This window comes from Bdellovibrio bacteriovorus str. Tiberius (assembly GCF_000317895.1).
Taxonomy (GTDB): domain Bacteria; phylum Bdellovibrionota; class Bdellovibrionia; order Bdellovibrionales; family Bdellovibrionaceae; genus Bdellovibrio; species Bdellovibrio bacteriovorus_F.
Window position 1 is genome coordinate 1,031,892 of the sequence record NC_019567.1, and the last position, 22,352, is coordinate 1,054,243.

Annotated in this window: 26 protein-coding genes; 16 read left to right on the top strand and 10 right to left on the bottom strand. The window is 50.0% G+C overall.

The window, feature by feature from the left end:
- Positions 1 to 50: 50 nt before the first annotated feature.
- From BDT_RS05045 to BDT_RS05055, 3 genes are all read left to right on the top strand, one after another.
- Complete coding sequence (locus BDT_RS05045; RefSeq protein WP_015090184.1) at positions 51 to 557, top strand: flagellar basal body-associated FliL family protein; 507 nt, start codon at positions 51 to 53, stop codon at positions 555 to 557.
- A gap of 121 nt (positions 558 to 678) precedes the next feature.
- A complete protein-coding gene (locus tag BDT_RS05050) occupies positions 679 to 2,079 on the top strand; it encodes a M16 family metallopeptidase (RefSeq protein WP_015090185.1) in 1,401 nt (466 codons plus the stop codon).
- Positions 2,080 to 2,081: 2 nt separating this feature from the next.
- Positions 2,082 to 3,503: a M16 family metallopeptidase gene (locus BDT_RS05055; RefSeq protein WP_041577072.1), complete on the top strand. Its 1,422-nt coding sequence runs from the start codon at positions 2,082 to 2,084 to the stop codon at positions 3,501 to 3,503.
- 79 nt (positions 3,504 to 3,582) lie between these two features.
- Here BDT_RS05055 and BDT_RS05060 read toward each other — a convergent pair whose 3' ends face one another.
- Positions 3,583 to 4,302 (bottom strand): hypothetical protein, encoded by a 720-nt coding sequence (locus BDT_RS05060; protein ID WP_041577074.1) that lies wholly within the window; start codon positions 4,300 to 4,302, stop codon positions 3,583 to 3,585.
- A 113-nt stretch (positions 4,303 to 4,415) separates the two neighbouring features.
- Between BDT_RS05060 and BDT_RS05065 the strand changes: the two genes are divergently transcribed.
- Together BDT_RS05065 and BDT_RS05070 are read left to right on the top strand one after the other, a co-directional pair.
- Positions 4,416 to 5,321, top strand: coding sequence for a LysR family transcriptional regulator (locus tag BDT_RS05065; protein WP_015090188.1), 906 nt, complete (start codon positions 4,416 to 4,418; stop codon positions 5,319 to 5,321).
- A 74-nt stretch (positions 5,322 to 5,395) separates the two neighbouring features.
- Entirely contained in the window at positions 5,396 to 7,309 is a 1,914-nt protein-coding gene (locus tag BDT_RS05070) for a methyl-accepting chemotaxis protein (protein ID WP_015090189.1), read from the top strand.
- On the opposite strand, the gene BDT_RS19170 is transcribed toward BDT_RS05070, so the two are convergent.
- Positions 7,236 to 7,751, bottom strand: a complete 516-nt coding sequence (locus BDT_RS19170) for a hypothetical protein (RefSeq protein WP_148278719.1) — start codon at positions 7,749 to 7,751, stop codon at positions 7,236 to 7,238. The genes BDT_RS05070 and BDT_RS19170 overlap by 74 nt on opposite strands.
- Positions 7,752 to 7,937: 186 nt before the next feature.
- Between BDT_RS19170 and BDT_RS05075 the strand changes: the two genes are divergently transcribed.
- The 3 genes from BDT_RS05075 to BDT_RS05085 all read left to right on the top strand — a co-directional run bounded on the left by BDT_RS05075 (position 7,938) and on the right by BDT_RS05085 (position 9,832).
- Positions 7,938 to 8,369: a hypothetical protein gene (locus tag BDT_RS05075; protein ID WP_015090190.1), complete on the top strand. Its 432-nt coding sequence runs from the start codon at positions 7,938 to 7,940 to the stop codon at positions 8,367 to 8,369.
- A gap of 81 nt (positions 8,370 to 8,450) precedes the next feature.
- Positions 8,451 to 9,443 carry a hypothetical protein gene (locus BDT_RS05080; protein WP_015090191.1) on the top strand — a complete coding sequence of 331 codons (993 nt, stop codon included), beginning with the start codon at positions 8,451 to 8,453 and terminating at the stop codon, positions 9,441 to 9,443.
- Entirely contained in the window at positions 9,443 to 9,832 is a 390-nt protein-coding gene (locus BDT_RS05085; RefSeq protein WP_015090192.1) for a hypothetical protein, read from the top strand. The genes BDT_RS05080 and BDT_RS05085 overlap by 1 nt, the downstream gene beginning before the upstream one ends.
- 16 nt (positions 9,833 to 9,848) lie before the next feature.
- Here BDT_RS05085 and BDT_RS05090 read toward each other — a convergent pair whose 3' ends face one another.
- The 5 genes from BDT_RS05090 to nrdR form a co-directional block, all read right to left on the bottom strand.
- Positions 9,849 to 10,694: a pyruvate, water dikinase regulatory protein gene (locus tag BDT_RS05090; protein ID WP_015090193.1), complete on the bottom strand. Its 846-nt coding sequence runs from the start codon at positions 10,692 to 10,694 to the stop codon at positions 9,849 to 9,851.
- Positions 10,694 to 11,248 (bottom strand): GTP cyclohydrolase, encoded by a 555-nt coding sequence (locus BDT_RS05095; RefSeq protein WP_235046268.1) that lies wholly within the window; start codon positions 11,246 to 11,248, stop codon positions 10,694 to 10,696. The genes BDT_RS05090 and BDT_RS05095 overlap by 1 nt, the downstream gene beginning before the upstream one ends.
- Before the next feature lie 79 nt (positions 11,249 to 11,327).
- Entirely contained in the window at positions 11,328 to 11,780 is a 453-nt protein-coding gene (locus BDT_RS05100) for a hypothetical protein (RefSeq protein ID WP_015090195.1), read from the bottom strand.
- Positions 11,780 to 12,187: a transcription antitermination factor NusB gene (gene nusB, locus BDT_RS05105; RefSeq protein ID WP_041577077.1), complete on the bottom strand. Its 408-nt coding sequence runs from the start codon at positions 12,185 to 12,187 to the stop codon at positions 11,780 to 11,782. The genes BDT_RS05100 and nusB overlap by 1 nt, the downstream gene beginning before the upstream one ends.
- A complete protein-coding gene (gene nrdR, locus BDT_RS05110) occupies positions 12,126 to 12,710 on the bottom strand; it encodes a transcriptional regulator NrdR (protein WP_011163623.1) in 585 nt (194 codons plus the stop codon). Before nrdR ends, nusB begins: the two co-directional genes overlap by 62 nt.
- A 147-nt stretch (positions 12,711 to 12,857) precedes the next feature.
- Between nrdR and BDT_RS05115 the strand changes: the two genes are divergently transcribed.
- The 4 genes from BDT_RS05115 (at position 12,858) to BDT_RS05130 (ending at position 16,125) form a co-directional block, all read left to right on the top strand.
- Positions 12,858 to 13,490 (top strand): hypothetical protein, encoded by a 633-nt coding sequence (locus BDT_RS05115; protein WP_235046269.1) that lies wholly within the window; start codon positions 12,858 to 12,860, stop codon positions 13,488 to 13,490.
- The gene (locus BDT_RS05120) at positions 13,487 to 14,674 is read left to right on the top strand and encodes an RsmB/NOP family class I SAM-dependent RNA methyltransferase (protein ID WP_015090199.1); all 1,188 of its coding nucleotides are present in this window, start codon (positions 13,487 to 13,489) and stop codon (positions 14,672 to 14,674) included. The genes BDT_RS05115 and BDT_RS05120 overlap by 4 nt, the downstream gene beginning before the upstream one ends.
- A 62-nt stretch (positions 14,675 to 14,736) precedes the next feature.
- Positions 14,737 to 15,285, top strand: a complete 549-nt coding sequence (locus tag BDT_RS05125) for a hypothetical protein (protein ID WP_148278720.1) — start codon at positions 14,737 to 14,739, stop codon at positions 15,283 to 15,285.
- Between the two features lie 99 nt (positions 15,286 to 15,384).
- Positions 15,385 to 16,125, top strand: coding sequence for a hypothetical protein (locus tag BDT_RS05130; protein WP_011163627.1), 741 nt, complete (start codon positions 15,385 to 15,387; stop codon positions 16,123 to 16,125).
- Positions 16,126 to 16,172: 47 nt separating this feature from the next.
- Here the strand turns inward: BDT_RS05130 and BDT_RS05135 are convergent, their stop codons facing one another.
- Complete coding sequence (locus BDT_RS05135) at positions 16,173 to 16,928, bottom strand: hypothetical protein (RefSeq protein WP_235046270.1); 756 nt, start codon at positions 16,926 to 16,928, stop codon at positions 16,173 to 16,175.
- Between the two features lie 83 nt (positions 16,929 to 17,011).
- On the opposite strand from BDT_RS05135, the gene lgt reads away from it, so the two are divergent.
- A complete protein-coding gene (gene lgt / locus BDT_RS05140; protein ID WP_015090202.1) occupies positions 17,012 to 18,070 on the top strand; it encodes a prolipoprotein diacylglyceryl transferase in 1,059 nt (352 codons plus the stop codon).
- Between the two features lie 284 nt (positions 18,071 to 18,354).
- Here lgt and BDT_RS05145 read toward each other — a convergent pair whose 3' ends face one another.
- The gene (locus BDT_RS05145; protein WP_041577080.1) at positions 18,355 to 19,212 is read right to left on the bottom strand and encodes a LysR family transcriptional regulator; all 858 of its coding nucleotides are present in this window, start codon (positions 19,210 to 19,212) and stop codon (positions 18,355 to 18,357) included.
- A gap of 91 nt (positions 19,213 to 19,303) precedes the next feature.
- Between BDT_RS05145 and BDT_RS05150 the strand changes: the two genes are divergently transcribed.
- On the top strand, positions 19,304 to 19,771 hold the full coding sequence (locus BDT_RS05150) for a hypothetical protein (protein WP_015090205.1): 468 nt from the start codon (positions 19,304 to 19,306) through the stop codon (positions 19,769 to 19,771).
- A gap of 64 nt (positions 19,772 to 19,835) precedes the next feature.
- Positions 19,836 to 20,453 (top strand): hypothetical protein, encoded by a 618-nt coding sequence (locus BDT_RS05155; protein WP_015090206.1) that lies wholly within the window; start codon positions 19,836 to 19,838, stop codon positions 20,451 to 20,453.
- Between the two features lie 82 nt (positions 20,454 to 20,535).
- Here BDT_RS05155 and hisS read toward each other — a convergent pair whose 3' ends face one another.
- On the bottom strand, positions 20,536 to 21,786 hold the full coding sequence (hisS, locus tag BDT_RS05160; protein WP_015090207.1) for a histidine--tRNA ligase: 1,251 nt from the start codon (positions 21,784 to 21,786) through the stop codon (positions 20,536 to 20,538).
- A gap of 100 nt (positions 21,787 to 21,886) precedes the next feature.
- Between hisS and BDT_RS05165 the strand changes: the two genes are divergently transcribed.
- On the top strand, positions 21,887 to 22,336 hold the full coding sequence (locus BDT_RS05165) for a DUF3299 domain-containing protein (RefSeq protein ID WP_235046271.1): 450 nt from the start codon (positions 21,887 to 21,889) through the stop codon (positions 22,334 to 22,336).
- The last annotated feature ends 16 nt before the right edge of the window (positions 22,337 to 22,352 follow it).

Below are 22,352 nucleotides of genomic sequence, written 5' to 3' on the forward strand. Positions count from 1 at the left end.
TAAGACCTAAGCCTGTTTCACCGATAGTTTCAATGAACAGAGGGTTACAAATGGCTGAAGCAAAAGAGACGTCTGCAAAACCAAAGAACACCGCCATGCTATTTCAGATCATGTTCGCAGTCCTGAATTTGGCTGTGATGGGTGCTGGTGGTTATATGGTTTATGCCTCGACGATGGGATGGGAAAGTCCCAAAATCACTGAAGAAGATGTTGATCGCGAACTGGCCTCTGTTTCTGATGAAGCCGACCTTGCGCCGTTGGTTTATACCATGGACAAGTTCACGGTGAATCTGGGGGGCGAACCCAAGCGCACCATCCGTCTTGAGATCAATCTGCAGATGCTGGGTAAAGAAGGTTTTGAAGAGGTGATGGAGCCGGAAAACCGCGCCAAAGCCCGCGACCGCATTGTCCGCCTGCTGAATGAAAAACCGTTTTCGGACCTCGACAGCATTCAAGGCAAGCTGTTCCTGAAAGACAAGATTGCCGGTGAAGTGAATGGCATTCTTCGTCGTGGCGTCGTGAAGGACGTTTTCTTCTCTGACTTCGTTGTTCAATAGTCAGGCTCAATAATTCCTCCGGCAGTATCTGCCAAAAGTCTTAAAGTCCTCAAGTTCGTTGTATTCATAGCCCCTCAGTTTCAAACTAGGGGCTATTGCATAACCAACGAAAGAAGCATCTATGAAACGGATTTCAACTTTGCTCTTGGGGCTGAGCCTGTCCCTGTCTGCTTACGCCGTGGACCCAACACCTGTACCGAAAGCTCCAGAAAAAGATGTCATCGGAACCATTCAAGGATGGGCGCCGAAAAACGACATGAAGATTTCCCTGCCAGTGACAAAGTTCACCCTGGACAACGGCTTGACCGTGCTTCTTTTGGAAGACCATGCAGTTCCAATGGTCAGCTATCACACCTGGTACCGTGTGGGTTCCCGTGATGAATCCCCGGGCGTGACGGGGGCTGCGCACATGCTTGAGCACATGATGTTTAAGGGTGCTAAGAAGTATGACGGTAAGTCGTTTGACCGTATCTTCCATGAAAACGGCATTACCAACAATGCTTTCACCACCAATGATTACACCGGCTTCTATGAAAACCTGCCAAGTTCCAAACTTGAGCTGGTCATGGACATGGAAGTGGACCGCATGAGTTCCCTTCTGATCAGCCCGGAAGATCTGAAAAGCGAAAAAGAAGTCGTAAAAGAAGAGCGCCGCTGGAGAGTCGACAACAACCCAATGGGTCTGTTGCGCGAACTGATGATGGGCACGATCTTCAAAGTGCATCCTTACAAATGGCCGGTGATTGGTTATATGAAGGACATCGAGGCTTATGATTCTGAAAAGCTTCGTTACTTCTATAATACTTTCTATGTGCCGAATAATGCGGTGCTGGTTGTTGTCGGGGACTTCAACACTTCCAAAGTGAAAAGCCTGATTGAAAAGTACTATGGCAAATTGCCATCCCGTCCTTTGCCGGAAAGAAAATACCCTTCCGAGCCGGCGCAAAAAGTTCAGCAAAACGCAACTTTGCGCAAAGACGTTCAAAACACTTCTTTCGTAGTTGCCTACAAGAGCCCGAAGCAGGGCCAGCCTGATATGTATGCTCTGGATCTGGCTGCGAATATTCTGGGTTATGGCACTTCCAGCCGTTTGCATAAACGTCTGGTGTATCAAAAACAATCGGCGACTTCGGCTTATTCCTACAACTATGCCATGCAGGATGAAGGTATGTTCGCCGTGGGTGTGAACCTGAAGCCGGGTCAAACACCGCAAGAGTCTTTGGATATCGTGTATAACGAAATCTGGAAGCTGCGTAATCAGAAAGTTTCTGAAGCAGAGTTGGAAAAAGCCAAAACCCAGGTGATGAAGGATCTTGTGGATTCTTTGAAAACCATGGATGGCAAAGCGCGCGCCCTGGCCGTGAACGAGATTGTGACTGGCAGCTATGAAAGCCTGTTCACAGATCTGGAAAAATACCAGGCCGTGACTGCGGATGACATCAAACGTGTTGCTGACAAATACACCCAACAAACACAGCGCTCGATCATCACCCTTGAACCCAAAGTGAAAAAGGAACAGTAGATATGAGAAATTTAGCCTTAGCTTTGACTTTGCCTTTGGTGTGCACCGCGGTTGTTTCCTGCTCCAGCTCCGGGAAAAAACCGGTCAGCAAACCACCTTCTGAAGGTTACGTGACCAAGGGGAATGGTTCTTTCAAACTTCAGCCGTACAAGGAAATCACCCTTTCCAACGGACTGAAGGTGTTCTTTATTCATGACAGTTCTTTGCCACGAGTCAGTCTGACCTTGATGATGAAAACCGGCAGCATGCAGGAAGGTTCGGACAAGCCGGGTCTGAATGCCTTGACCGCCTATCTGCTGGAGCAGGGGACACAAAGCCGTGATGCTCTGAAGCTGGCGGATGAATTCGGTCAGTTGGGTTCTTCCGTGGATGTATCCCCGGGGGCGGATGTGACGACGGTTTATTCCGACTCATTGTCTTCTTCTGCGGACACCTTGCTAAGCCTGTTTGCCGATGTGTCCATGAATCCGGCATTCAAGGATGCTGAAATCGGTCGCATGCGTTCTCAAATGCTGGCAGCCCTGCAAAAGAAGATCGACAGCCCTTCATCTTTTGCGGATGAAAAAATGGATCAATTTGTCTTTGGCAGTCATCCCTATGGCCGCGACATCAATGGGACGGCAGAAGGTCTGCGCTCCATTAACAAGCAGGACATCATTAAGCACTATTTGACGTTCTATCGTCCGAACAATGCCTCTTTGGCCGTGGTGGGGAACTTTGACCTGTCCTTTGAAAACAGAATTCAAGAGGTCTTTGGCAAATGGACGAAACGCACGATCCCGGAAGTGGCGGTGGCAGCGCCTCCGGTGAATGATTCCCTGCAGGTGAAGTTGATCGTTAAAAAAGGTTTGCAGCAAACTCAGATCCGCATGGGTCAGTTGGGTATTGCTCGCAACAATGACGACTTCCTGCGCTTGCGTCTGGCCAATGAAACAGTGGGTGGCAGCTTCGCCAGCCGCTTGAATCAAAAGGTGCGTGATGACCAGGGTCTGACTTATTCGATCAATTCTTACTTCGATGTGCGTAAAGAGCGCGGCAGTTACGATGTGACGACGTTCACAAAGAATGAAACAGCCGCAAAGACCATGGAAGAGGCTTTGAAAGTGGTTACTGAATTTGCCGCCAACGGGGCGACAGAACAGGAAGTGTCGGCCGGCCGCAATCAGCTGATCGGGCAGTTTCCACGCGCGATTGAAACCGCAGACCGACTGGCTTACAACCTGCTGGCGCTGGATTTCTATGGTATTTCGGTGGATTACCTGACGAACTACAACAAGACCGTCGGGAACATTAAACCGAAGGACGCCAACGCCGCCTTCAAAAAAGCGGTGGAACCGGCGAAGTTCAAGGTTCTGGTGTACGGGGATGAAAAGATCATCCCTCAGTTTGAAAAATACAAACCAACAATTGAACGAATCAAGTAAGACAGATTAAACAGCACAAATAAAAAACCCGCTCTGAAGACAGAGCGGGTTTTTTGTTTTTAAGTCTTTAAGTTGTCTCTTAGCGTTTTCTTTTGCGGGCTTTCAGGAAGATGTATGCTCCCAGGGCCGCCAGCAGAACCGCTCCGCCCAGCAGCAGGGCTTTGTTGTTGCCTTTGCCGCCTTCTTCTTCACCCTGAAGCATGTCCGCGGGCATCGCAGAACTGATCGGAGCGCCCAGTGTTTCAGACCCTGGACGGATCGGACCCAGTTCCGGTTTTGCCAGAAGGTTCTTGGAAGCGATCACACGCAAGCTCATCACGGCCTTGAAGAAGTCCTGGCTGTATTTGGTATAGTATTGTTTGTGCGCACTGAAGGTGATCAGGATGGCGATTTTATCCTTGATCGTTGCCAGATAGCGGGTGAAGTAGTTCGGAACTTCGGAGCCCAAGTGAAGGGAGTCAATCCAGGTCTGGTCATTGATCTGAACAGATTTGGATTTGTAGACGATTTTGGATTCGGCAGCGCCGCCGCCTTTAAGGGCCACAGAAATCGGGGCGTTCAGGTGCGACTCATACAGCGCAAAGGTGTCTGTAGGGCCCACTTCCTTGGCGGTCAGGATGATGATCGCCTCTTTGGCTTCTTTGTTTTGTTCGCTTCGGCAGACCCACTCGGTTTGCTCCAGGTTGCACTTCCAGGTCTCGGGCATTTCGAAAGCTATATAAGCATTACGAAAGACTTTTGCATGGGCGCTAAAACTGAGTAGAATAACGGCGAGTGATGCGAACAAACGTAACTTCATGCAGACCTCGGCTGGTTGACCATTAGTATTCCGGCTGTTCCGGAATAGGCGTTTGAAGTTCAAGTATAATAACAATTTCCTCTCGGATCAAAGAGCAAAAGGGAGATTTTCTTGTGAAGAACCTTTATCAGCTGACCACCTTTGTGACTGTCATCAGCGAAGGGAGCATGACTGCTGCGGCAGATAAGCTCTATCTGACTCAACCTGCGGTGTCTCAGCAGATTCGCAATCTGGAGGAAGATCTAGGCGTGGAGCTCCTGGTAAGGGGCGTACGCTCAATCAAAGCCACTCCTCAAGGGGAGGTGCTTTATGAGTACGCCAAGAAGATCATTCATCTGACCCAACAGGCTGAAATCGCCATTAAATCCATCGGTAATCAAATGAAGGGGCAGTTGCGAATTGGGACACTGAACTCTTTGGGTTTGCACGTGATGAGTCCCATTGTGGGACGCCTGATGCGCCACAATCCCGAGCTGACCCTGAAGATTGAATACGATCGCGGGGATGAGCTGATCAAGGGATACAAAAAAGGCCAGTACGATGTGCTGATCCTTCCGGATGTGCAGACGGAGTTTGCTTCCGAGCTTGATAGCAGCGAACAGAAATTCCTTTTGAAGGAAGAAATGTGGCTGGTGGGTTCAAGTAAAGATGAAAAAATGCCCCAACAGATCATGGTTAAGGACATGGGATCGTTCCCCCTGGTGGATTTTACCGAAGAATTCCCGGCCTTCTACAGCGAACTGCATGGCAAGATCCAGACCCAAGGGGCGAAGGTCAATTCGATCTTTGAATCCTCTAATGTCGGTACTTTGAAGCGCGTGATCGAAGCGGGACTGGGCTGGGGCTTCCTGCCAGCGCACTCGATCAAGAAACAAGTCCGTTCGGGCCGTTTGAATCGTGTGTACGTCAAAGACATGCACTACGAAATTGATCTGATGTTCTATTATAAAAAGAACTCTGACAGCCGTGCTTTGGTCGAGGTGTTCTATCAGACCTTGGCCCAGCAGGAAAAAGGCTGATCTTAGGTCTCATTAATATTGACTCCCTTTCTGCCGAAAAGATTCTCGGATCTTTTTCGTCGGAAGGGACGTCTATGAAGAAAAGCTATTCTATTCAGGTGAAACTGGCAGTGCCGATCATTCTCATCGCATTGTTGGTATTGGGAACAATGACTTTCCTTATGGCTAATAACAGCCATGAAAATGCAGAAAAAGCAGCGACTGATAAAACCGTGGCCATGGGGCAGGCTTACGCCACCGAAATGCGCCTGGAGGTTGAACGCGGACTGGATATTTCCCGCAACGTCGCGCACATTCTTGAATCCTTCAAAAAACACGGTAACACAAGCCGTTCGCAGGTAGCGGATGCTTTGCGTGAACTTCTGGAAAAGAACAAGTTCGTTATCGGTACATGGACGGGCTGGGAGCCGAATGCCTGGGATGGCAAGGACTCTGAATTTGTGTCCGTGCAAGGTCATGATGAAACCGGTCGTTTCGTGCCTTATTTGAACTGGGAAAAAGGCAAGTCATCTTTGACTCCGTTGGTGGGTTACGCCAAGCAGGGTGACGGTGACTATTATCTGGTTCCAAAACAGCGTTTGAAAGAAACCATGGTTGAACCTTACCTGTACCCAATTGATGGTGTGCAGGTGCTGATGACTTCCGCCGTGGTGCCTATTGTGATTGATGGCAAGTTTGTGGGCGTGGCAGGTGTCGATCTGCCGTTGAAAGATCTTCAGAAAAAAGCGGGGGGTATCAAGCCGTTTGAAACGTCTCAGGCTTTCCTGGTGACGGCCCATGGTAACTGGGTGTCCCACCCGGATGAAGGCATGATTACCAAAGCCGCAGAGTACCCGTTCGAAGCGGAAAAATTCAAATCAGCTATCGGCAAAGGCGAGCCACTGGTGATCACCGGTGTGGATCCGAAAGACAGTCTTGAGTATCTGTATGTTGTATCCCCGATGAACGTGGGCGCAACGGAAGAACCATGGGCTTTGATTGTCAGAACACCGACGAAAACGGTTTTGGCTGAAGCCAATGCCGCAGTGTGGACTCAAGTGATCATCTCTTTGACTGGCATCTTTGTGTTGCTGGTGGCGGTGATGATGATTGCTCGTTATATTTCCAAATCTGTCAGCGGTCTTTCTGAAAAACTTCAGAACTCTGGTGACCTGGTGTCTTCAGCGATTCATCAGTTGTCCATTGCGGGTCAGTCCCTGTCTGAATCCAGCAGTGCTTCCGCAGCTTCTTTGGAAGAAACCGTGGCGGCCCTGGAGGAAATGACATCCATGGTGAAAATGAACTCGGACAACGCGAAGCAGGCGGCGGCACTTTCGGCACAGTCATCTGATACGGCAGTTCAGGGTGAAAAAGAGATGGGCGAATTGCTGTCTTCTATGAACGAGATTTCAGCGTCTTCCAAACAGATCGAAGAGATCATCAACGTGATTGATGATATCGCCTTCCAGACGAACTTGCTGGCGTTGAATGCCTCTGTCGAAGCGGCGCGTGCCGGAGAACACGGTAAAGGTTTTGCTGTGGTGGCGGAAGCGGTTCGCACTTTGGCGCAAAGATCTGCCTCTGCGGCGAAAGACATCACGGGTCTGATCAAGGAATCCGTTGAAAAAATCGAACGTGGCACGCACAAGTCGGCGAAATCCGGCGAGATGCTGAAGCACATCGTGACCTCGGTGAAGAAGGTTTCAGATCTGAACAACGAAATTTCCATGGCCAGCGAAGAGCAGTCCACGGGTATTTCTCAGATTTCAAAAGCCATGAACCAACTGGATCAATCCGTGCAGTCGAATGCCGCGTCCTCTGAGGAAATCGCGGGCACCGCCCAAGAGATCAATACTCAGGCGGCGATCATGAAGAATGTGGTCGATGAGCTTAATAACGTCGTTTACGGGAGCGGGCGCCAAGCGCCAGCTCTGACTAATGATGGGGCTCCTGCCAGAGCGACTCGTGCAGATATGGATGCAGAAGAGGGTTGGAAAGCTGCTTCTTAAACCAGCAAGCCTTATGAAGTAGGGTCGCTTCTTCCCAGGTCTTGGCCGAACGAAGCGCACCCTTCAAGTACCAGTAAACGCGGGCGCGTTCGACTGTGTTTAATTCGCAAAATCCCGTATCCACATAACAACTGACGTGACTGTGCATGGCTACATCATAGATGTCGTTGCAGCTGGTCTGTCTGTCCAGTTCCAGGGTTCTTTCCTGCAGACATAAACGCACATCCTGCAACCAGGTTTGTGCTCTGGGCGCGAATTTCTTTTCGTCTTTCAGAAAGCTTTCACAATAGGGTTTGCCGAAGTTCATCCAATAACCGCGACTGCCGCAGCTTAATTCCTGTTCTTTGCATTGATAGTAATCACAGGAATTATCGCTGGGAACGCAGGTGGCCTGAGCGATGATGGGTGTAAACAAAAACAATAAAATCAAGTATCTAAGCATGGGCCGACCATAAAGAAGCCGGGGGCGGGTGTAAAGCAAATGGGGCCGGGATCGGCAAAATTACCACAACTGTCAGGATTGTGACGGGGCATTTTGTGGTGTCTGACGGGTTTTTATGTGGTTCAGTGGGTTTTCTCGCATTTCTTAAGGGGGATCATTAAGGTCACCTCAACGAAAGGACTCTGTATGAAGGCATTGATGGCTTTGATTATGATCGTATTGGCAGCGGCCGGCGCTCAGGCGGCAGCCGATTCTGTGGCGGTGTTTCACCGTGCCGAGAAAGTCGGCGTTTTGCTGAATGAGCGAGGCGCTTACGGACGTATCCAGCAGTTCATGGATGCCGTGGGTGCTGAAGGCCGCTATCGCTGGTTGAGTGCCGATGAAAGCGTAAAGATCGAGTGCGCCCGCGAAGACGTCAGAGCCACCTGCACCATTCGCTTTCTTCCATCGGACATCGTAAAAATCCAGGGTCGCAGCGTGAAGGCGGTGGTGGCGACGAATGAGTTCCCGCAGTCTTTTGAAATGGTCTTTGAAAGCTCTATGGAAGATAGCTTCAAACTGGTTCTGACCCCTGAAGGAATTGAACTGTGGGCCGGAAAGCGTGGCCAGCAGCCCTAGCCGTAGTACCAAGGTCTGATTCTGTTTAGGGTCTGCCAACAAGCTTGGGAAAAATGACGATGCCATTGGATAATAAAACCAATGGCATTTTTTTTGGTCTTCTTATTTTCTTGGAGCGTCTTTGCAGGGGAGCCTGACAATTTTTCCGCCCGTCGTGACAAGAATGCGGTGGTGGCCAATGCCGAAATCAATCGCGTGGTGAATTCCATTTTGGCGATGGCGCTTGATAACTATAATTACAGCAGCAAATCCTGTGATCGAAAAAGATTTTTAAAATACCTGGAAGACGATCTGGATCGCAATCTTCCGCAAATCACCAAAGCTCTGTATTTCAATGTGCCGCAGGCCGGTCCCAAACATCACTCCGAAGTTCCTTATGCGGCGGGAAGACCATACACGCAGCTTTATTTCTCGCAAAGTGCGAAAGTGCAGGTGAAAGGGCAAACCTTCTTTGTGGGGTTTGATAAGATCGACCATTTCTTTTCTCACGGTTCCATGTACTGGGACATGGTCGGTCAGGATGCAAAGCTTCCGGCCGATAAAGTAAAAAAGGCCCTTGAAGTTGGCGTCATGCAGGAAAATGCGACGTGGGGGTTGCAGCGCCCGGGCGTGAAATCTTATGCCGATCTGATGGCAAACTATAAAGGTCTTTATTTCTGGCGCGATCTGTTTGACGGGGCCCCGCCGTTCATCGTCTGTAAAAACGGAAAGTTTGAAAAGAACCGCGAATTTGATCTGGCCAATTATTTTGAACCCGTGATGGATGAAACGATCAATTGCAGCAGTTTTGCAGATCAGGAAATTCATGATCGTATCACAGCGGTCACCAAAAAATGGAACCTGAACTGTCCGGTGGATGCGAACGCCTGTGCTACGGCCAAAAAAAACCACGGGGATAAATCCGCATTCTTGTTGCATCCGCTGTGTCTGGGGACGGGAAGTTCCCAGATTGAAAAAGCCTCGCCGATGACCACCAAAGACGTGATCGACACCGCTCAGGCCGCGATGTCCGGTGGCGGAGATTATCTGCTGTTTAAGCTTTTCGGTGAAAAGAAAAAGAAAGGGGCGCAGTAATGGTTTATCTGTTGATGCTGTCCCTGGCCTGGTCGGCAGGGGAAAAGGTCAGTGTGACGGAAGCCCGTAAAACCTGGAAGGCCTTCCGTGCTTGCGAAAACCAAAAGGCTAAAGAGGCGGATCTTTTACGCTGTGCCAATGCCGAACTGTCAGAAAAGCTTATTCCGGCGGTGAAGGCTCAGATGATTCAGTTTCTGGATCAGGGTATTTCTTTTTCAGATGTGCGAGAGTGCGAAGAAAATGCGCCGATCCAGCCCATGAAACCTGTCGCGGGTGAAACGGCTTTCTGCATGCAGCTGACCGGACTAAAAAAACAATCCCACGGCTATGTCGTTTTTGTAAAAGAAAACGGAGCCGCCAAAATTCAAACTATTAAGTTCAAATTTTAAAGGCTCCGCAAAGGTTCTAGAAGATAACGCTGTCAGGAAGACCCAGGCGAGCGGCGATGATACGCACGATTTCGCTGGCGGTTTCTTCCAGGGCGCGTTCGGTGACGTTAAACACGGGCCAGCGGCGGTTCACTTTAAAGATCTTTTCAGCGTATTCGATTTCTTTGGCGATGTGAGACATCGAGGCATAGGATCCGCCCGGATCCTGGCCGAATTTTTCCAAACGGCTTTTGCGGATACGCTGCAGGGAATCCATATCGATGATCAAACCCACAATGCGACGCTGATCGATCTTGAACAATTCTTCTGGCAGGGGAGTGTCCAGTACCAGCGGCACGTTGGCAACCTTCCAGCCCTTATGGGACAGGAAGATGGAAAGCGGAGTTTTACTGGTGCGGGAAATCCCGACCAGGACGATGTCGGCTTTGTCCAGTTCGGCAAAGGTTTTGCCGTCGTCGTGTTTTACGGTGTATTCGATGGCTTCAATGCGTTTGAAGTATCTTTCATCCACGGCACGCAATGCGCCCACGGTGTCTTCGGAATGCTGACCAAAGAAAGTGTCCAAAGTTGAAAGCAGCGGACCCAGAAGGTCAAAATAGGGAATGCCTTTGCCTGAAGCCATTTCGCGGATCTTGGCGCGCAGACCCTGGCTGGCAACGGTGTAGGCCAGCATCCCACGGCGTTCGAAGCATTCTTCGATAACGGCTTCAGCCTGGGTGTCGGTGCGCACGTTTTTACAGCGGATGATATTAACGTCTTTGGTGGTGTATTGAACCAAAGCCGCGCGAATCATGGTTGCCGCGGTTTCACCGGTACTGTCGGAAAGAATATAGATGGTGTAGGTTTTGTTATCGCTGTCCATCAGTCAGCAAGTCCGTTGATCAGCGCACGGCGCACATTTTCGACATGTTCTTTCAGCCACAGATCCGCCATGCCCGAGAAAAGAATAAAGGCAAAGTCAGGGCTTGCTTTGATCAAAAGGCAGGAGGTTTTGTTTTCCGGATCCAGATGTTGCAGTTGCAGCTTTTCCAGCATCGGCTGGGATGCGGTGGACAGCACAGACAAAAGATTCATCGGCGGGATTTTAACAAAGGATTTGGAATTGTTTTTCAAAAGGTGAGTCGCACCTTTTTGGAAGTAAGCTTGCGCTTTCCACTGACCATCGTGATTTTCCAGCATAACGCCGGCATCAAACAACAATGCCAGACGCGAGAACACCACAATCGCACGATCAATGTGATCTTCCGGCAGACCCAAAGAAAGGCCGCGCACCAAAGACAGATCGCGGGATGGCTCGAAGTGAGCGTGACGTTCAGAGGCTTCCACCTTGGCTTCAAAATCATTGTCCAGAACAGACTCTAGTCGTTTCTGAAGGTTTGTGATTGTTGACACCAAAGACTGCGAAAATTTCTCCATGAACGCTCCCACTAAGATGCTCCGCCAAATGATGATGTTGGTGATGGCGGTTTATTTAATTGTGGGGAGAAACGTTTGTTTAATCAAGGACGACTGTGAATTCCTGAACCGGGTGGTGGGACTGCCACGCAATCTGCAGGTTCCCGGTACTTTGTCCAGGTGGCATGAAGATGCGCAAAGTGGGCTCGTTCAGATTCTTCCAGATGCGGAAAATCTCGGCGGTCCACTGGGTAAGGTCTTCGTTCCAGGGAAGGATCACGACCCATTTGTTTGGCAAAAGTTTGTCAGAGGCGATCATCAGCGGCTGAACAGACATCGCAGGCACGGCGGGCTTGTTCAGTTCGGTCTGTTCCAGAACAAGACCTAAAAATTCGGGCAGAGCCGGAGTTTGATGGCGCGAAGACTTGCACACCTGAAAATTCAGGTACCAATCCAGCTTCGCGGTCCACGGCGACTTTTCCAGATCAGGCACAATCCACAGGTCGGAACCCGGGTTCAGAGCGCTGGCCTGGGAAAGTACGCTAAGAGCCATTAGTGAGCCTTGCCGACTTGATCAAGAAGTCCGTTAACGAAGCCGCCAGAATCGGAAGTTCCGTATTTTTTGGCGATTTCCACCGCTTCATTGATGGCGATGTTTTCTTTGATCGGGTCTGCGGCAAAACGCATTTCGTAAACGGCAATGCGCAGGATGTTGCGGTCGATGGTCGCCATGCGTTCCACTTTCCAGTGGGCGCTGGAGGCTTGAATCTTGGAATCAATCGCTTCTTTATTGGATTTCACACCGGTCACGAGAAGATCAGCATAAGTGATCACTTCGGGGTCAAGACTTTGCTCAAACACTTCCAGGAAGGTTTGGTAGCTGATCTGCGGAGCAAACTCAGTTTGAAAGAGGACCTGGAGGGCGAGTTCGCGGGCTTGGCGTCTTGCTGTCAGTTTCATGGTTCGTACTTTTCTCGCTTTCAACAAATGTCATAGCGGTGAGGCTTAATTGTGGATTACTTGCGTCGACAAAATCAAGAAGTTCAGCGTCTTCCAGAGTCTCCACAAATTCCTGAACGTCTTTGAAGGTTCTGTATACACTTGCAAAGCGAATATAGGCAACGTCATCCAGTTGTTTTAGTTCTGCCATGACCTTTTTCCCGATCAGACGGGAAGAGATCTCGGATTCGCCACGGTTGATCACCCAGGCAGAGATCTTTTCAACCACCGCATCGATCTGCGCCAGACTGACCGGACGCTTCTGACAGGAGGCTTGAAGACCCTTAAGGATTTTTTCTTTGCTGAACGGTTCGCGGCGGCCGTCTTTTTTGATGATGAACGGGAACGCGAGCATGATCGTTTCTACAGTCGAGAAACGGGCTTTGCACTCGAGGCACTCACGACGGCGGCGGATGCTTCCGTCCTTCTGCACTCGGGTATCCAAAACTCTGTCATCAGCATGTCCGCAAAAAGGGCATTTCATAGTCTTTAGTCCCGTCCAAAAAGCTAGCCGGAGATTAGGGAGGCGCCTGCTTTCAGTCAATGGGTCTAGTGTTGATGGCTTGGCGTGTCAACGACTTCCTCGCCAGAGGGAAAACTGAATAGAATAGAAGCCAGAATTGAGGTGCGTGTGAAGACTTTTCTATCGTTGATTTTGCCCTTGTTTTTGAGCTCCATTGCCACAGCCCAAGACTCCCAGCCCGTGGTGGGCCGTGATGCTGCCGCCAAGTACTTCCAGCCGCGTGATACGGCGTCATCGTCTTCGTTCAATACCGGCGGCGGTCCGTCGGATCATTACCTGGCTTTGCACTTTGGCCGTTACATGGCGTCGCAATCCTATGACTGGGGCAAGAACGGTCAGGAAGACGATGTGGGTAAAAACCAGTTCGGCGTCACTTACCGGGTGGGCGAGTGGTACAACTCCATGGACATGCTGCTAAGAATTGATTATTCCGAGTACGACCTGGGGGGCGAAACTCCGAATAAACTGGCGTTTGTTCCGATGATCATGTTCCCGGATGCGACCTCGCGTTTCCCGCTGTATTTCGGTGCGGGTGCCGGTTTGGGAGTGTTCTTTAAACAGGCCTCTGGAAAATCTGCACTGTCCCTGGATTATCAGGTTGTTGCGGGGGCACGATTCTTCAATATCTTTGAAAACACTGGATTCTTCATTGAAGCTGGTTTAAAAAACCACCTTCTTATTCTGTCCTCCGGGCAGTTCAACGGAACCTTTTTGGCCACTGGCCTGGTGTTTACATTTTGAAAATTCACAAGCATCTCGTATCTGAAATCGTCACCGCTCTGGATGAAATCTTTGAACAGGGTTTCTATGCCGACAAAGTCATCCAGCGCCACCTGAAGGCCAACACCCGCTGGGGTTCCCGCGACCGCCGTTTCTTTGCTGAATCTGTTTACGAAATCGTGCGCTGGGAGCGTCTGCTTTCCCACCTTGCTGACGACAACGATCTTTGGAAAGTCTGGGGCGCGTACTGGGTGCGCGGCGGGAACGAACTGCCTGACTGGGAAGAGCTTGACGGTCTTGATCCGAAAGAAGTCATCGCCCGTGACAAGAACGTATCTTCATTCGCCATCGCTCAGTCAATTCCGGACTGGATGCACGAACGGGGCACCCTGGAACTGGGCGAAGAGTGGAAGGATGCGATGCGCGCGCTGAACAAGCCCGCGGAAGTGTTCCTGCGCACCAACACTTTGAAAACCACTCCGGATGAGCTGATCAAAACTTTGGAAAAAGACGGCATCAATGCCACAAAAGTTTCCCCGGATCTGCCGAACGCTCTTCGTTTGGTGGAACGTAAAAACGTCTTCATCACCGAATCCTTCAAGCTGGGTCTGTTCGAAGTTCAGGATGCCGCTTCCCAAATGGTGGCGCCTTTGTTGGGCATCGAACCGGGTCACCGCGTGATCGACGCTTGTGCTGGTGCTGGCGGCAAGAGCTTGCACATGGCTTCCATGATGAAAAACAAGGGCAAGATCATTTCTTTGGACATTCACGAGTGGAAATTGAAAGAGCTGAAAGTTCGTGCCCGCCGTGATGGTGTGGACGTGATCGAAACCCGTTTGATTGATTCCAACAAAGTGATCAAACGCTTGTACGACACTGCGGACCGCGTGCTTTTGGATGTGCCTTGTTCGGGAATGGGCGTTTTGCGCCGCAATCCTGACACCAAATGGAAATTGAGCAACGAAGAGATCGACCGTCTGCATGGTCTGCAGTACGAGATCTTGAGCACCTATTGCAACATGACCAAAAAAGGCGGGCAGATGGTCTATGCGACCTGCAGCCTTTTGCCGAGTGAAAACGAAAAGCAGATTGAAAAGTTCATGGCCGAACACGGGAAGGACTGGACTTTGCTCAAGCAAATTCATGTTCGTCCGGATAAAGAAGGCTATGACGGCTTCTATGCGGCTCTGTTGAAACGAAATTAAGACTTTGCAACTGGACCTCGGCTGGCCTCGGGGTCCTAAGTAAACCCACCGATAAAGATTCTGTGAAGAAACTATTGGTGGTCCTCTTAGTGTTGTTTTCTGTGAATGCCCACGCCGGCTTTTTGCTGGAGCTGGGTGGCACCTATATGTCAGACAATCTGACCACCGACGAAACCCGAACCTCCGCTAAATACTTCTACAATATCGGCCTGCTGTTCAGTCTGAAAAAGCACATCTGGGGCGGGTGGAATTATTCTGGAATCTCACACACTGACAAAGACGAAGTGACGATCGACTTTGCCTCGACCGACACGGGGCCTTACGTGAAGTGGCAGTTCGGGCGCAATGAACTTTACAGTGTCAGCATGGCTTACAATATTCTAAGCACCGGGACTTTCACCAACGACGGTGAAAGCGAAAAATGGACGGGGACCAGCATGTGGTTTCAGTTCGGGGTCATGCCCGAGTTCAAAGAGGGCTTCCATATCGGGGCGTCTTTGAACTATTACCTGGCAAATTATACAAAGAAGACCGTCGACGGCACCGAAACCAGCTCCTCAGACTCGAAATCCTGGATTTTCCCGATGCTTACGCTCACCAAAGAGTGGTAACGCCTTGCGAAAGGTTAAATAGTCAGCATCGGGGCTTTTTCATTTGAAAGCTCGTATTTGCCTTGATATGACCCCTGCCAACGAAACAAGGGGGTCCAAATGATTCGTTCTATTATCGCAGCTGCGTTGACACTGGGTATGGCGTCATCCGCATTCGCTACAGACAAAGCTTACTTCGAAATCAAGAGAGTTATCGTTCGTGACGTAACTGCTCAATATCCACAGATGGAAACGTATGCCAAAGGTGCAAACGGTCTTTCTCAGGATTGCAACTCTCAGCGCCCATTGCGCGTGAAATTCACTGGCGAGTCCGCTATCGCTAACGACGTGAATCCTTTGAACGCGATCGAATTGATCGTGGATCAAATCATCAACATCGGTAAAAAAATCTTCGCAGTTATCAACGCAGGTAAATCTGTTGTTAACGTGAAATTGGACACTGCAAATGCTCTTCCTGCTGGTTTGACTTGCTGGTCTGACCTTGCTGGCTGGAACATTCCTCAGTCCAAAGTTTACAACGTAACTTATGAAAACGGCTTCGGTATGTCTGTTGTCGATTTCTCTTACCGCGTAACTTACACTGCAGGTGGTTCTGCTGATGGCGTTGGTAAATACATCACTAACGCGACCTTCATGCCAGCGAACCTGTCTGTTGCATGGGGCTTCAACTTCGACGCTAACGCGATCATCCCGTCTGTATTCAACACAGGCTCCAAGCGTGATCCTGTAGCTGGTATGCAAATGAACATGGAGTGGAAAGTGACTTCTCCAATGGCTCACGAGCAAGCGACAGAGTCTTACTTCGTAAGCGGCGAAAACAAACTAATCGAGTTGGAATAGTTTAAGTTTTAAAAAAAGGCCCGGCAAAACCGGGCCTTTTGTCTTCTTTAGAAGAAGATCTTAAGTCCTGACCTGATCCCTGTGCGATCGGTGACTGTGTCATCGGTAGCAGCAGGGATTTTTGTTTTCTGGCTCTCCTTGTACCAGTTTCCGAAGATCCGCACGGCTTTAAAGTCTATAAAAAGCCCGGCTTCGGTGCGATTGCCTTCGACATCTCCCAATTCATCCGTGGAGGTGGGAAGGAAATAGCGATATTTCCCGTCAATTCCAAAATACTTGGTCAAATAAACCTGCAGCGACACCTGGCCGAACTGCTGCGAAAGCCTTTGATCGGCCTCGCGCGTGCGCATCCCGTAGTGCAGGGTTAGCGAGGTGTTCTGGATCGAATTTCCCAGAACGCGGATGTTCAGCATACCGGTCAGGTCGTTGAGCTCCTCATCGCTGTTGTTTTCATATTCTGCGGTCAGACCGACGAACTGCGCATAGGCCGACAGCTCGCCCATGAAAGACACATGAGAATCGCTCACGGCCGTGTTGTCGGGGTCCTCGGTTTTGAATGAATTGTACGAAGCCCCAAGTGAAAACTCGTATGGTGACGGCGAATTCACCGACAGCCACATATCCATCATGCGGTTGCGGTTCTTCATTTCGAGCCATTCCGACAAGGACCAGCGGCTGCCTTCGCGGGCCGTCGCTCGTTTGGTGAAATCAATACCGCTGCCCCAGCGACTGCCGGATTGAGCCTGAGACAGACTCGCGGTCAAAATAATGCACAGTAGAAGTAGAGACGAAAATCTGGACATACCCCCATTTTCTCGCTTTATTACCATAAGGTCCAAAAATTCTCTTATCGAGACCCTTGTATGTCTCAAAGAAGGATACGTCTGTGGTTCATGATTTCGATCCATTTGCTTTAAGAATTTCCGGTGATTTCGGAGTCCGTTGGTACGGCCTCTCTTACATGATGGGCTTTATCTGCGCCTACATCCTGATCACTTGGCTGGCAAAAAGACAACGTGCGGGTTTGTCTGTCCAAATGGTCGGCGATTTTATCACATATGCGGCGATCGGTACTTTGGTGGGCGGTCGTCTGGGCTACGTGCTTTTCTACGGCCCGGATCTGTTCATGAAGTTCAAGTCTGAATTCCCGTTCTGGGGTGTCCTTGCGGTCAACGAAGGCGGCATGGCCAGCCACGGTGGGATCATCGGGATCGTGATTGCGTGCTTGCTGTATGCGCGCAAGTATTCTGTGAACTCTTTGTACCTGCTGGATCTGGTTGCGGTGACGGGCCCGATCGGGGTGTTCTTTGGTCGTATTGCGAACTTCATCAACGGTGAACTTGTCGGCCGTCCCTGTGATCCGACTTATCCGCTGGCAGTGAAATTCCCGCAAGACATCGTTTCCTGGCCAGGTCAGGAAGCTGCGAAGCTTTCTGAGCTTGTTCCTGTGGTTGAAAAAATTGGTGTCAGCCGTGAACAGTGGCTGGAACTTGTGGATAAGTTCCGCTTCGACATTCCCGCGCGTGAGCAGTTGTATGCAACTTTGAATAAAGTGGTCGAATCCATCCAGGACGGCAATATCGCAGCCAAAGAGGCGATTGCGCCTTTGTTGACTCCGCGCTATCCGTCCCAGTTGTTCGCCGCTTTCGGTGAAGGTCTGCTGATCTTTATGTTCTTGTTCTTCCTATGGAGAAAACCACGCAAACCGGGCTTTATCGCGGCTTGCTTCGTCCTGATCTATGCGGTGGTTCGTGTTGTTGATGAACACTTCCGTATGCCAGATGCACACATCGGTTTCCAGGCTTTGGGTCTGACTCGCGGTCAGTGGCTGAGTCTTGCTATGTTTGTTGTCGGCCTGATTTTGATGGTCGTATGGACTCGTGCTGCCTCCTTGAAAATTCCGGGTTGGCAGAGAGGGCACTCCATTAAGTTGAACCGTAAATAGATCGCGCCGTCGCGGCGGGGTTTAGAGGTGGGGCCTTGGGTACCCCAAACGCTCAGACAGTCCTCGCGCTATGTTTGCTTTGTGAAGGCCACCTTATGGGTGGCTTTTTTGTTTTCTGATTGCTGCTGCCGATCTTTCTTGGCGCTGCGGAACTCGGTTTGGGGCACCCAAGCCCCCACCTCTAAACCCCACGTGACGCCTTACCTAAAAGGTACCTGCTTACTTTTGCAGAAGCTCTGCGTTAGCGGAAAAGGTACCTGCTTACTTTTTCCGAAGCGGTGCGTTTATTTGCAGTGGTGCAGGAAGGTTTGCATGTTCAGGCTGGGGACGGCGGTTTGGCGTTGGACTAGTTTCAAGTCGAATTGCAGGTTTTCTGCTGGAAGCAGGTCGGTCAGGGTGCCGGATTTTAGGTCTTGTTCGATCAGGAAATCGGGTAGTACTGCGCAGCCCAGGCCTTTGAGGACCATGGTTCGGTGGGCGGTCAGGTTGTTGCTTGAGATTTTGATGCTGGCTTTGGGGTGAAGCTTTTTTAGTTTCTCCAGTGTCGGGAAAGCTCTGGTTGTGGTGTCGTCGATTTCCCGGGAGCCTATGAAGGACTCTAGGGCCGCTGCCTTTTTTCTCAGGTCTTTTCTGATGACAAGGTGGAAGCGGATCTTTTTTAGGACTTTCATTTTCAATGTTGGTGGCAGGCTTGGGATGTGAAAGAACAGGCCAAATTCCAGTTCGCCGCTGCTGATTTTTTCAAATAACATCGATGCCGAGCCTGAATACACGACCGGATAAAGCTGTGGGGCTTCGGCCAGCAAGGTTCCCAAGACATCAGGCACGAAGTGGCTGGCGATGGGTTCAGAGGCTCCAAAGTTTAATGGCCCTTGGGCGGTGGCTGACAGATGTCCTACGGCGGATTGCAGGCTGTCGACCTCTTCGAAGATGCGTTGGCTGCGTTCGAAAACTTCTTTGCCTTGGGCGGTCAATTGAACTCTACGGCCGACTCGTTCAAACAATGCAAACCCCAGGGAATCTTCCAGTTGTTTCACCATGCGGCTGATGGCGGGTTGCTGGATTCTTAAGGTCTTGGAGGCATTGGTAAAGCCGCCTTCCTTGGCGACCACATAAAAGTATTGCAAGTGCAGTAAGTTCATCTATGCCTTTTTAGCATGAATTTAATTGAAATTATATATTTTTGTATGTTCTTGAGTTTTGCTAGTTTGCGGGCATCCATAAGGAGGATGTATGAAAAAGTTCGTTCTTGTTGTTCTGATGGGTCTTGCTTCTATGATGCCAAATCTGGCGGCCGCTTCTGGCTGCGGAGGGCCTGAGTATTATCGCGAAAGTACGAAGGTCCTTTCAACATCTCTGTTTAAGGATGCTGTTGAAAATCACACTATTTATCTGACAACCACAATTGCGGGGCCGCTCGAGCTTCAGGTGTCGGTTTACGCTGAGCTGATGCCTCAGCCGGATTATCCATCTTTTTACTGGCATAAACTTTATGCTCAATCCATCCCCCAAGGCTTCGATATTCAGCAGCTGGAGGCTTTGCTGAATGCCGCTGACACGCGCATTGAAATGGTTGAAGACTTCTACAGCATCAACTGTGGCAATCCTTCTGAAGGAACCAGTAAGAATCTGCGTATGATCGTGAATTATAATGGCGAACTTGTGGAATTCCGTTCAGGCTATCTTCCGGATTCTTACTAGCAGCTTAAAGGACTTTTAAACCCCCGGGTTTCGCGGTAGCCTTTTTCCAACAGGAGAAATCACCATGATCATCAGACTTGCTCTGTCCGTGTTGTTGTTGGGTTGTCTTTCGTTGGGATCGGCTACGGCGTGGGCTTTGGATTTTGACAAAGATACCGGGATGTCCCGAGAGGTTCTGGTCGAGTCTTTGAAAAAGAACACGCGCCTGAATCAAGAACAGATCGATCAGTTGGTTGTGACTTTGCAAAACCAGTTCAATGTGCAGCCCGGGGATAAGATTCCGATCAAAGGTTATCTGTATGCTCATGGCATGAACGTCGGTCTGTTCGTCGATCACGATGTGTGGGCCTTTGATGCTGCTTTCCTGGTGCCGGGCACGGATGAAGTCGTGCGCATTCCGGGAATGTATCTTTGTGATTTCAAAAATGGCGGTTTGAAGTTTGAGGTCGCCTACAAGTGGATGTTCAGCTTTATCCCAAGCGGAGTTTCCTTGAGCGAGCTGAATGGCGCGGTCTATGGCCGTGGCGTTGGGGTGGTGGCCGAAGCTTTCCTGGGGCTTGAAGGTTCTTGGTTGCCGGCGCAGAACCGCGTGAATGATCTGTTTCACGTTGCGGTGAAGCTGGGCTTTGGCGGCGGAATTGTCTTCCCGAAAATGGAATTCAAACTGCGCAATATCCAATAGACATTGTGACGGCAAGGCCCCTCTGAAAATAAAAAACCCGCTTCAAAGAGCGGGTTTTTTATTTTTAAGTTTATCCTGAAATCTAGATCGAAAACGGGTAGGTTTGAAGTTCGGCGCGGGTGATTTCTTTTTGCTCGCCCGTTGTGAAGTTCTTCACTGTGACCGTTTTGTTGGTCACTTCATTGCCGCCCAAAATCAAGGCATAGTGAGCGCCCAGCTTGTTGGCTTTTTGCATTTTCTTGCCCATTTTGCCGGACAGGAAGTTTTCAGTCTTAAAGCCGCGCACGCGCATTTCATGAGCGACCTTCACGCTTTCATCCTCGCCCTGTTCGTCAGCCCCAACAACGGCAATGATGACCTCTTGTTTGGTCGCAAGTTCCTTCGGAGTCAGGTCAGCCAAGCGGTCAATGCCGGCAGCCCAGCCCACGCCCGGAGTTTTTGGTCCACCCATGGTTTCAATCAAACCGTCATAGCGACCGCCCGCAAGCACGGTTCCCTGCGCGCCCAGTTTGGTCGTCGTGAATTCAAAGACAGTGTGGCAATAATAATCAAGTCCACGAACTAGATGATCATTAATCTTGTAAGGGATGCCCAGTTTTTCGATGCCCGCGATGACCTTTTTGAAGAAATCCTGGGATGTTTGATTCAAGGATTGTTCAAGTTTGGGTGCATTGGCATTTAGTTTCTTGTCGCCTTCGTCTTTGGAATCCAGAATGCGCAGTGGGTTTTTCTCAAGACGCATTTTGCTGTCTTCAGAAAGCTGATCCTTATGGGCTGTAAAGTAATTCACCAAAGTATCGCGGTAAGCCGCACGGCTTTCAGCATCGCCCAGTGTGTTGATTTCCAAAGTGCAGTCAGCAGAAATGCCGATTTTTTTCAGCAGATCCCACGCCAAAGAGATCGTTTCCACGTCGGCCAAAGGGGACTCATAACCTAAACACTCTGCGCCCAATTGGTAAAATTGGCGATATCGTCCTTTTTGTGGTCGCTCATAACGGAACATCGGGCCGGAATAATAGAACTTCAATGGAAGACTCTGCATCATGCCTTCTGAAATAAAAGCACGAGCCACACCTGCAGTACCCTCGGGTCTAAGCGTCAGACTTTCGCCGCCACGATCTGTAAAATCGTAAGTCTCTTTATTCACAACGTCGGAAGTTTCGCCCAAAGTGCGGTGAAAAACGTCAGAAAACTCGAAAATAGGGGTTTCGATCTCTCCGTATCCGTACAAAAGTGCCTTTTCATAGGCTGATTCTTCGACAAAACGGAAAAGAATGCTGTCTTCAGGAAGCAGGTCTCGAGTGCCGCGGACGCGTTGAATTTTGTTGCTCATGGAATTGGCCCTTTTTTGACTACAAAACATCGTTATATCAGAGGCACGGGCGGTGCGCAAAGCTATTGCTTTTAAAGGGGGGAGCGTCTTTAATGGAATTATGAAGAAGTGGGTATTAGCAGGAGCGTTCATACTGGTGGCTGTTTTGGCTGCCGTCATTTATCAGTTTGCCGGATCCGGTGGCGCCGCATTGAATGGTGTCGAGGTCGACTGGCGTCTGCTGGGTGAGATGGACTATGTCACTGGCAATTCCTCTTCCGAGCTGAAGGCGCTGGACGGGAAGACTGTCAAGATCCCGGGCTTCATGGTGCCTCTTGAAGACAATCAGCGCGAAGTGGTGGAGTTCCTTTTGGTGCCAAGCCCTCAGGCTTGCATCCACGTTCCGCCACCACCGCCGAATCAAATGGTGTACGTTAAAATGAAACGCGGATCCGAAGCGGCTGTTGGGCCGATCTGGGTCCACGGAACTTTGAATCTAGTGACTAAGAAGTCTATGTACGGGGACGCCTCGTTCGAACTCATCGGTGAGGCGATCGAACCCTACAAATAACTTTCAAGGAGGTCTT

Bases quoted from the DNA above. Each gene is read 5' to 3' on its own strand.
- BDT_RS05080 (WP_015090191.1), top strand. From the start codon at position 8,451: ATGGCATTTTTTTTGGTCTTCTTATTTTCTTGGAGCGTCTTTGCAGGG.
- nrdR (WP_011163623.1), bottom strand. From the start codon at position 12,710: ATGAAATGCCCTTTTTGCGGACATGCTGATGACAGAGTTTTGGATACC.
- BDT_RS05045 (WP_015090184.1), top strand. From the start codon at position 51: ATGGCTGAAGCAAAAGAGACGTCTGCAAAACCAAAGAACACCGCCATG.
- BDT_RS05055 (WP_041577072.1), top strand. From the start codon at position 2,082: ATGAGAAATTTAGCCTTAGCTTTGACTTTGCCTTTGGTGTGCACCGCG.
- BDT_RS05070 (WP_015090189.1), top strand. From the start codon at position 5,396: ATGAAGAAAAGCTATTCTATTCAGGTGAAACTGGCAGTGCCGATCATT.
- BDT_RS05060 (WP_041577074.1), bottom strand. From the start codon at position 4,302: ATGAAGTTACGTTTGTTCGCATCACTCGCCGTTATTCTACTCAGTTTT.
- BDT_RS19170 (WP_148278719.1), bottom strand. From the start codon at position 7,751: ATGCTTAGATACTTGATTTTATTGTTTTTGTTTACACCCATCATCGCT.
- BDT_RS05145 (WP_041577080.1), bottom strand. From the start codon at position 19,212: ATGAACTTACTGCACTTGCAATACTTTTATGTGGTCGCCAAGGAAGGC.
- BDT_RS05100 (WP_015090195.1), bottom strand. From the start codon at position 11,780: ATGGCTCTTAGCGTACTTTCCCAGGCCAGCGCTCTGAACCCGGGTTCC.
- BDT_RS05130 (WP_011163627.1), top strand. From the start codon at position 15,385: ATGATTCGTTCTATTATCGCAGCTGCGTTGACACTGGGTATGGCGTCA.
- BDT_RS05165 (WP_235046271.1), top strand. From the start codon at position 21,887: ATGAAGAAGTGGGTATTAGCAGGAGCGTTCATACTGGTGGCTGTTTTG.
- hisS (WP_015090207.1), bottom strand. From the start codon at position 21,786: ATGAGCAACAAAATTCAACGCGTCCGCGGCACTCGAGACCTGCTTCCT.
- BDT_RS05150 (WP_015090205.1), top strand. From the start codon at position 19,304: ATGAAAAAGTTCGTTCTTGTTGTTCTGATGGGTCTTGCTTCTATGATG.
- BDT_RS05050 (WP_015090185.1), top strand. From the start codon at position 679: ATGAAACGGATTTCAACTTTGCTCTTGGGGCTGAGCCTGTCCCTGTCT.
- BDT_RS05085 (WP_015090192.1), top strand. From the start codon at position 9,443: ATGGTTTATCTGTTGATGCTGTCCCTGGCCTGGTCGGCAGGGGAAAAG.
- BDT_RS05090 (WP_015090193.1), bottom strand. From the start codon at position 10,694: ATGGACAGCGATAACAAAACCTACACCATCTATATTCTTTCCGACAGT.
- BDT_RS05135 (WP_235046270.1), bottom strand. From the start codon at position 16,928: ATGTCCAGATTTTCGTCTCTACTTCTACTGTGCATTATTTTGACCGCG.
- nusB (WP_041577077.1), bottom strand. From the start codon at position 12,187: ATGAAACTGACAGCAAGACGCCAAGCCCGCGAACTCGCCCTCCAGGTC.
- BDT_RS05095 (WP_235046268.1), bottom strand. From the start codon at position 11,248: ATGGAGAAATTTTCGCAGTCTTTGGTGTCAACAATCACAAACCTTCAG.
- BDT_RS05155 (WP_015090206.1), top strand. From the start codon at position 19,836: ATGATCATCAGACTTGCTCTGTCCGTGTTGTTGTTGGGTTGTCTTTCG.
- BDT_RS05075 (WP_015090190.1), top strand. From the start codon at position 7,938: ATGAAGGCATTGATGGCTTTGATTATGATCGTATTGGCAGCGGCCGGC.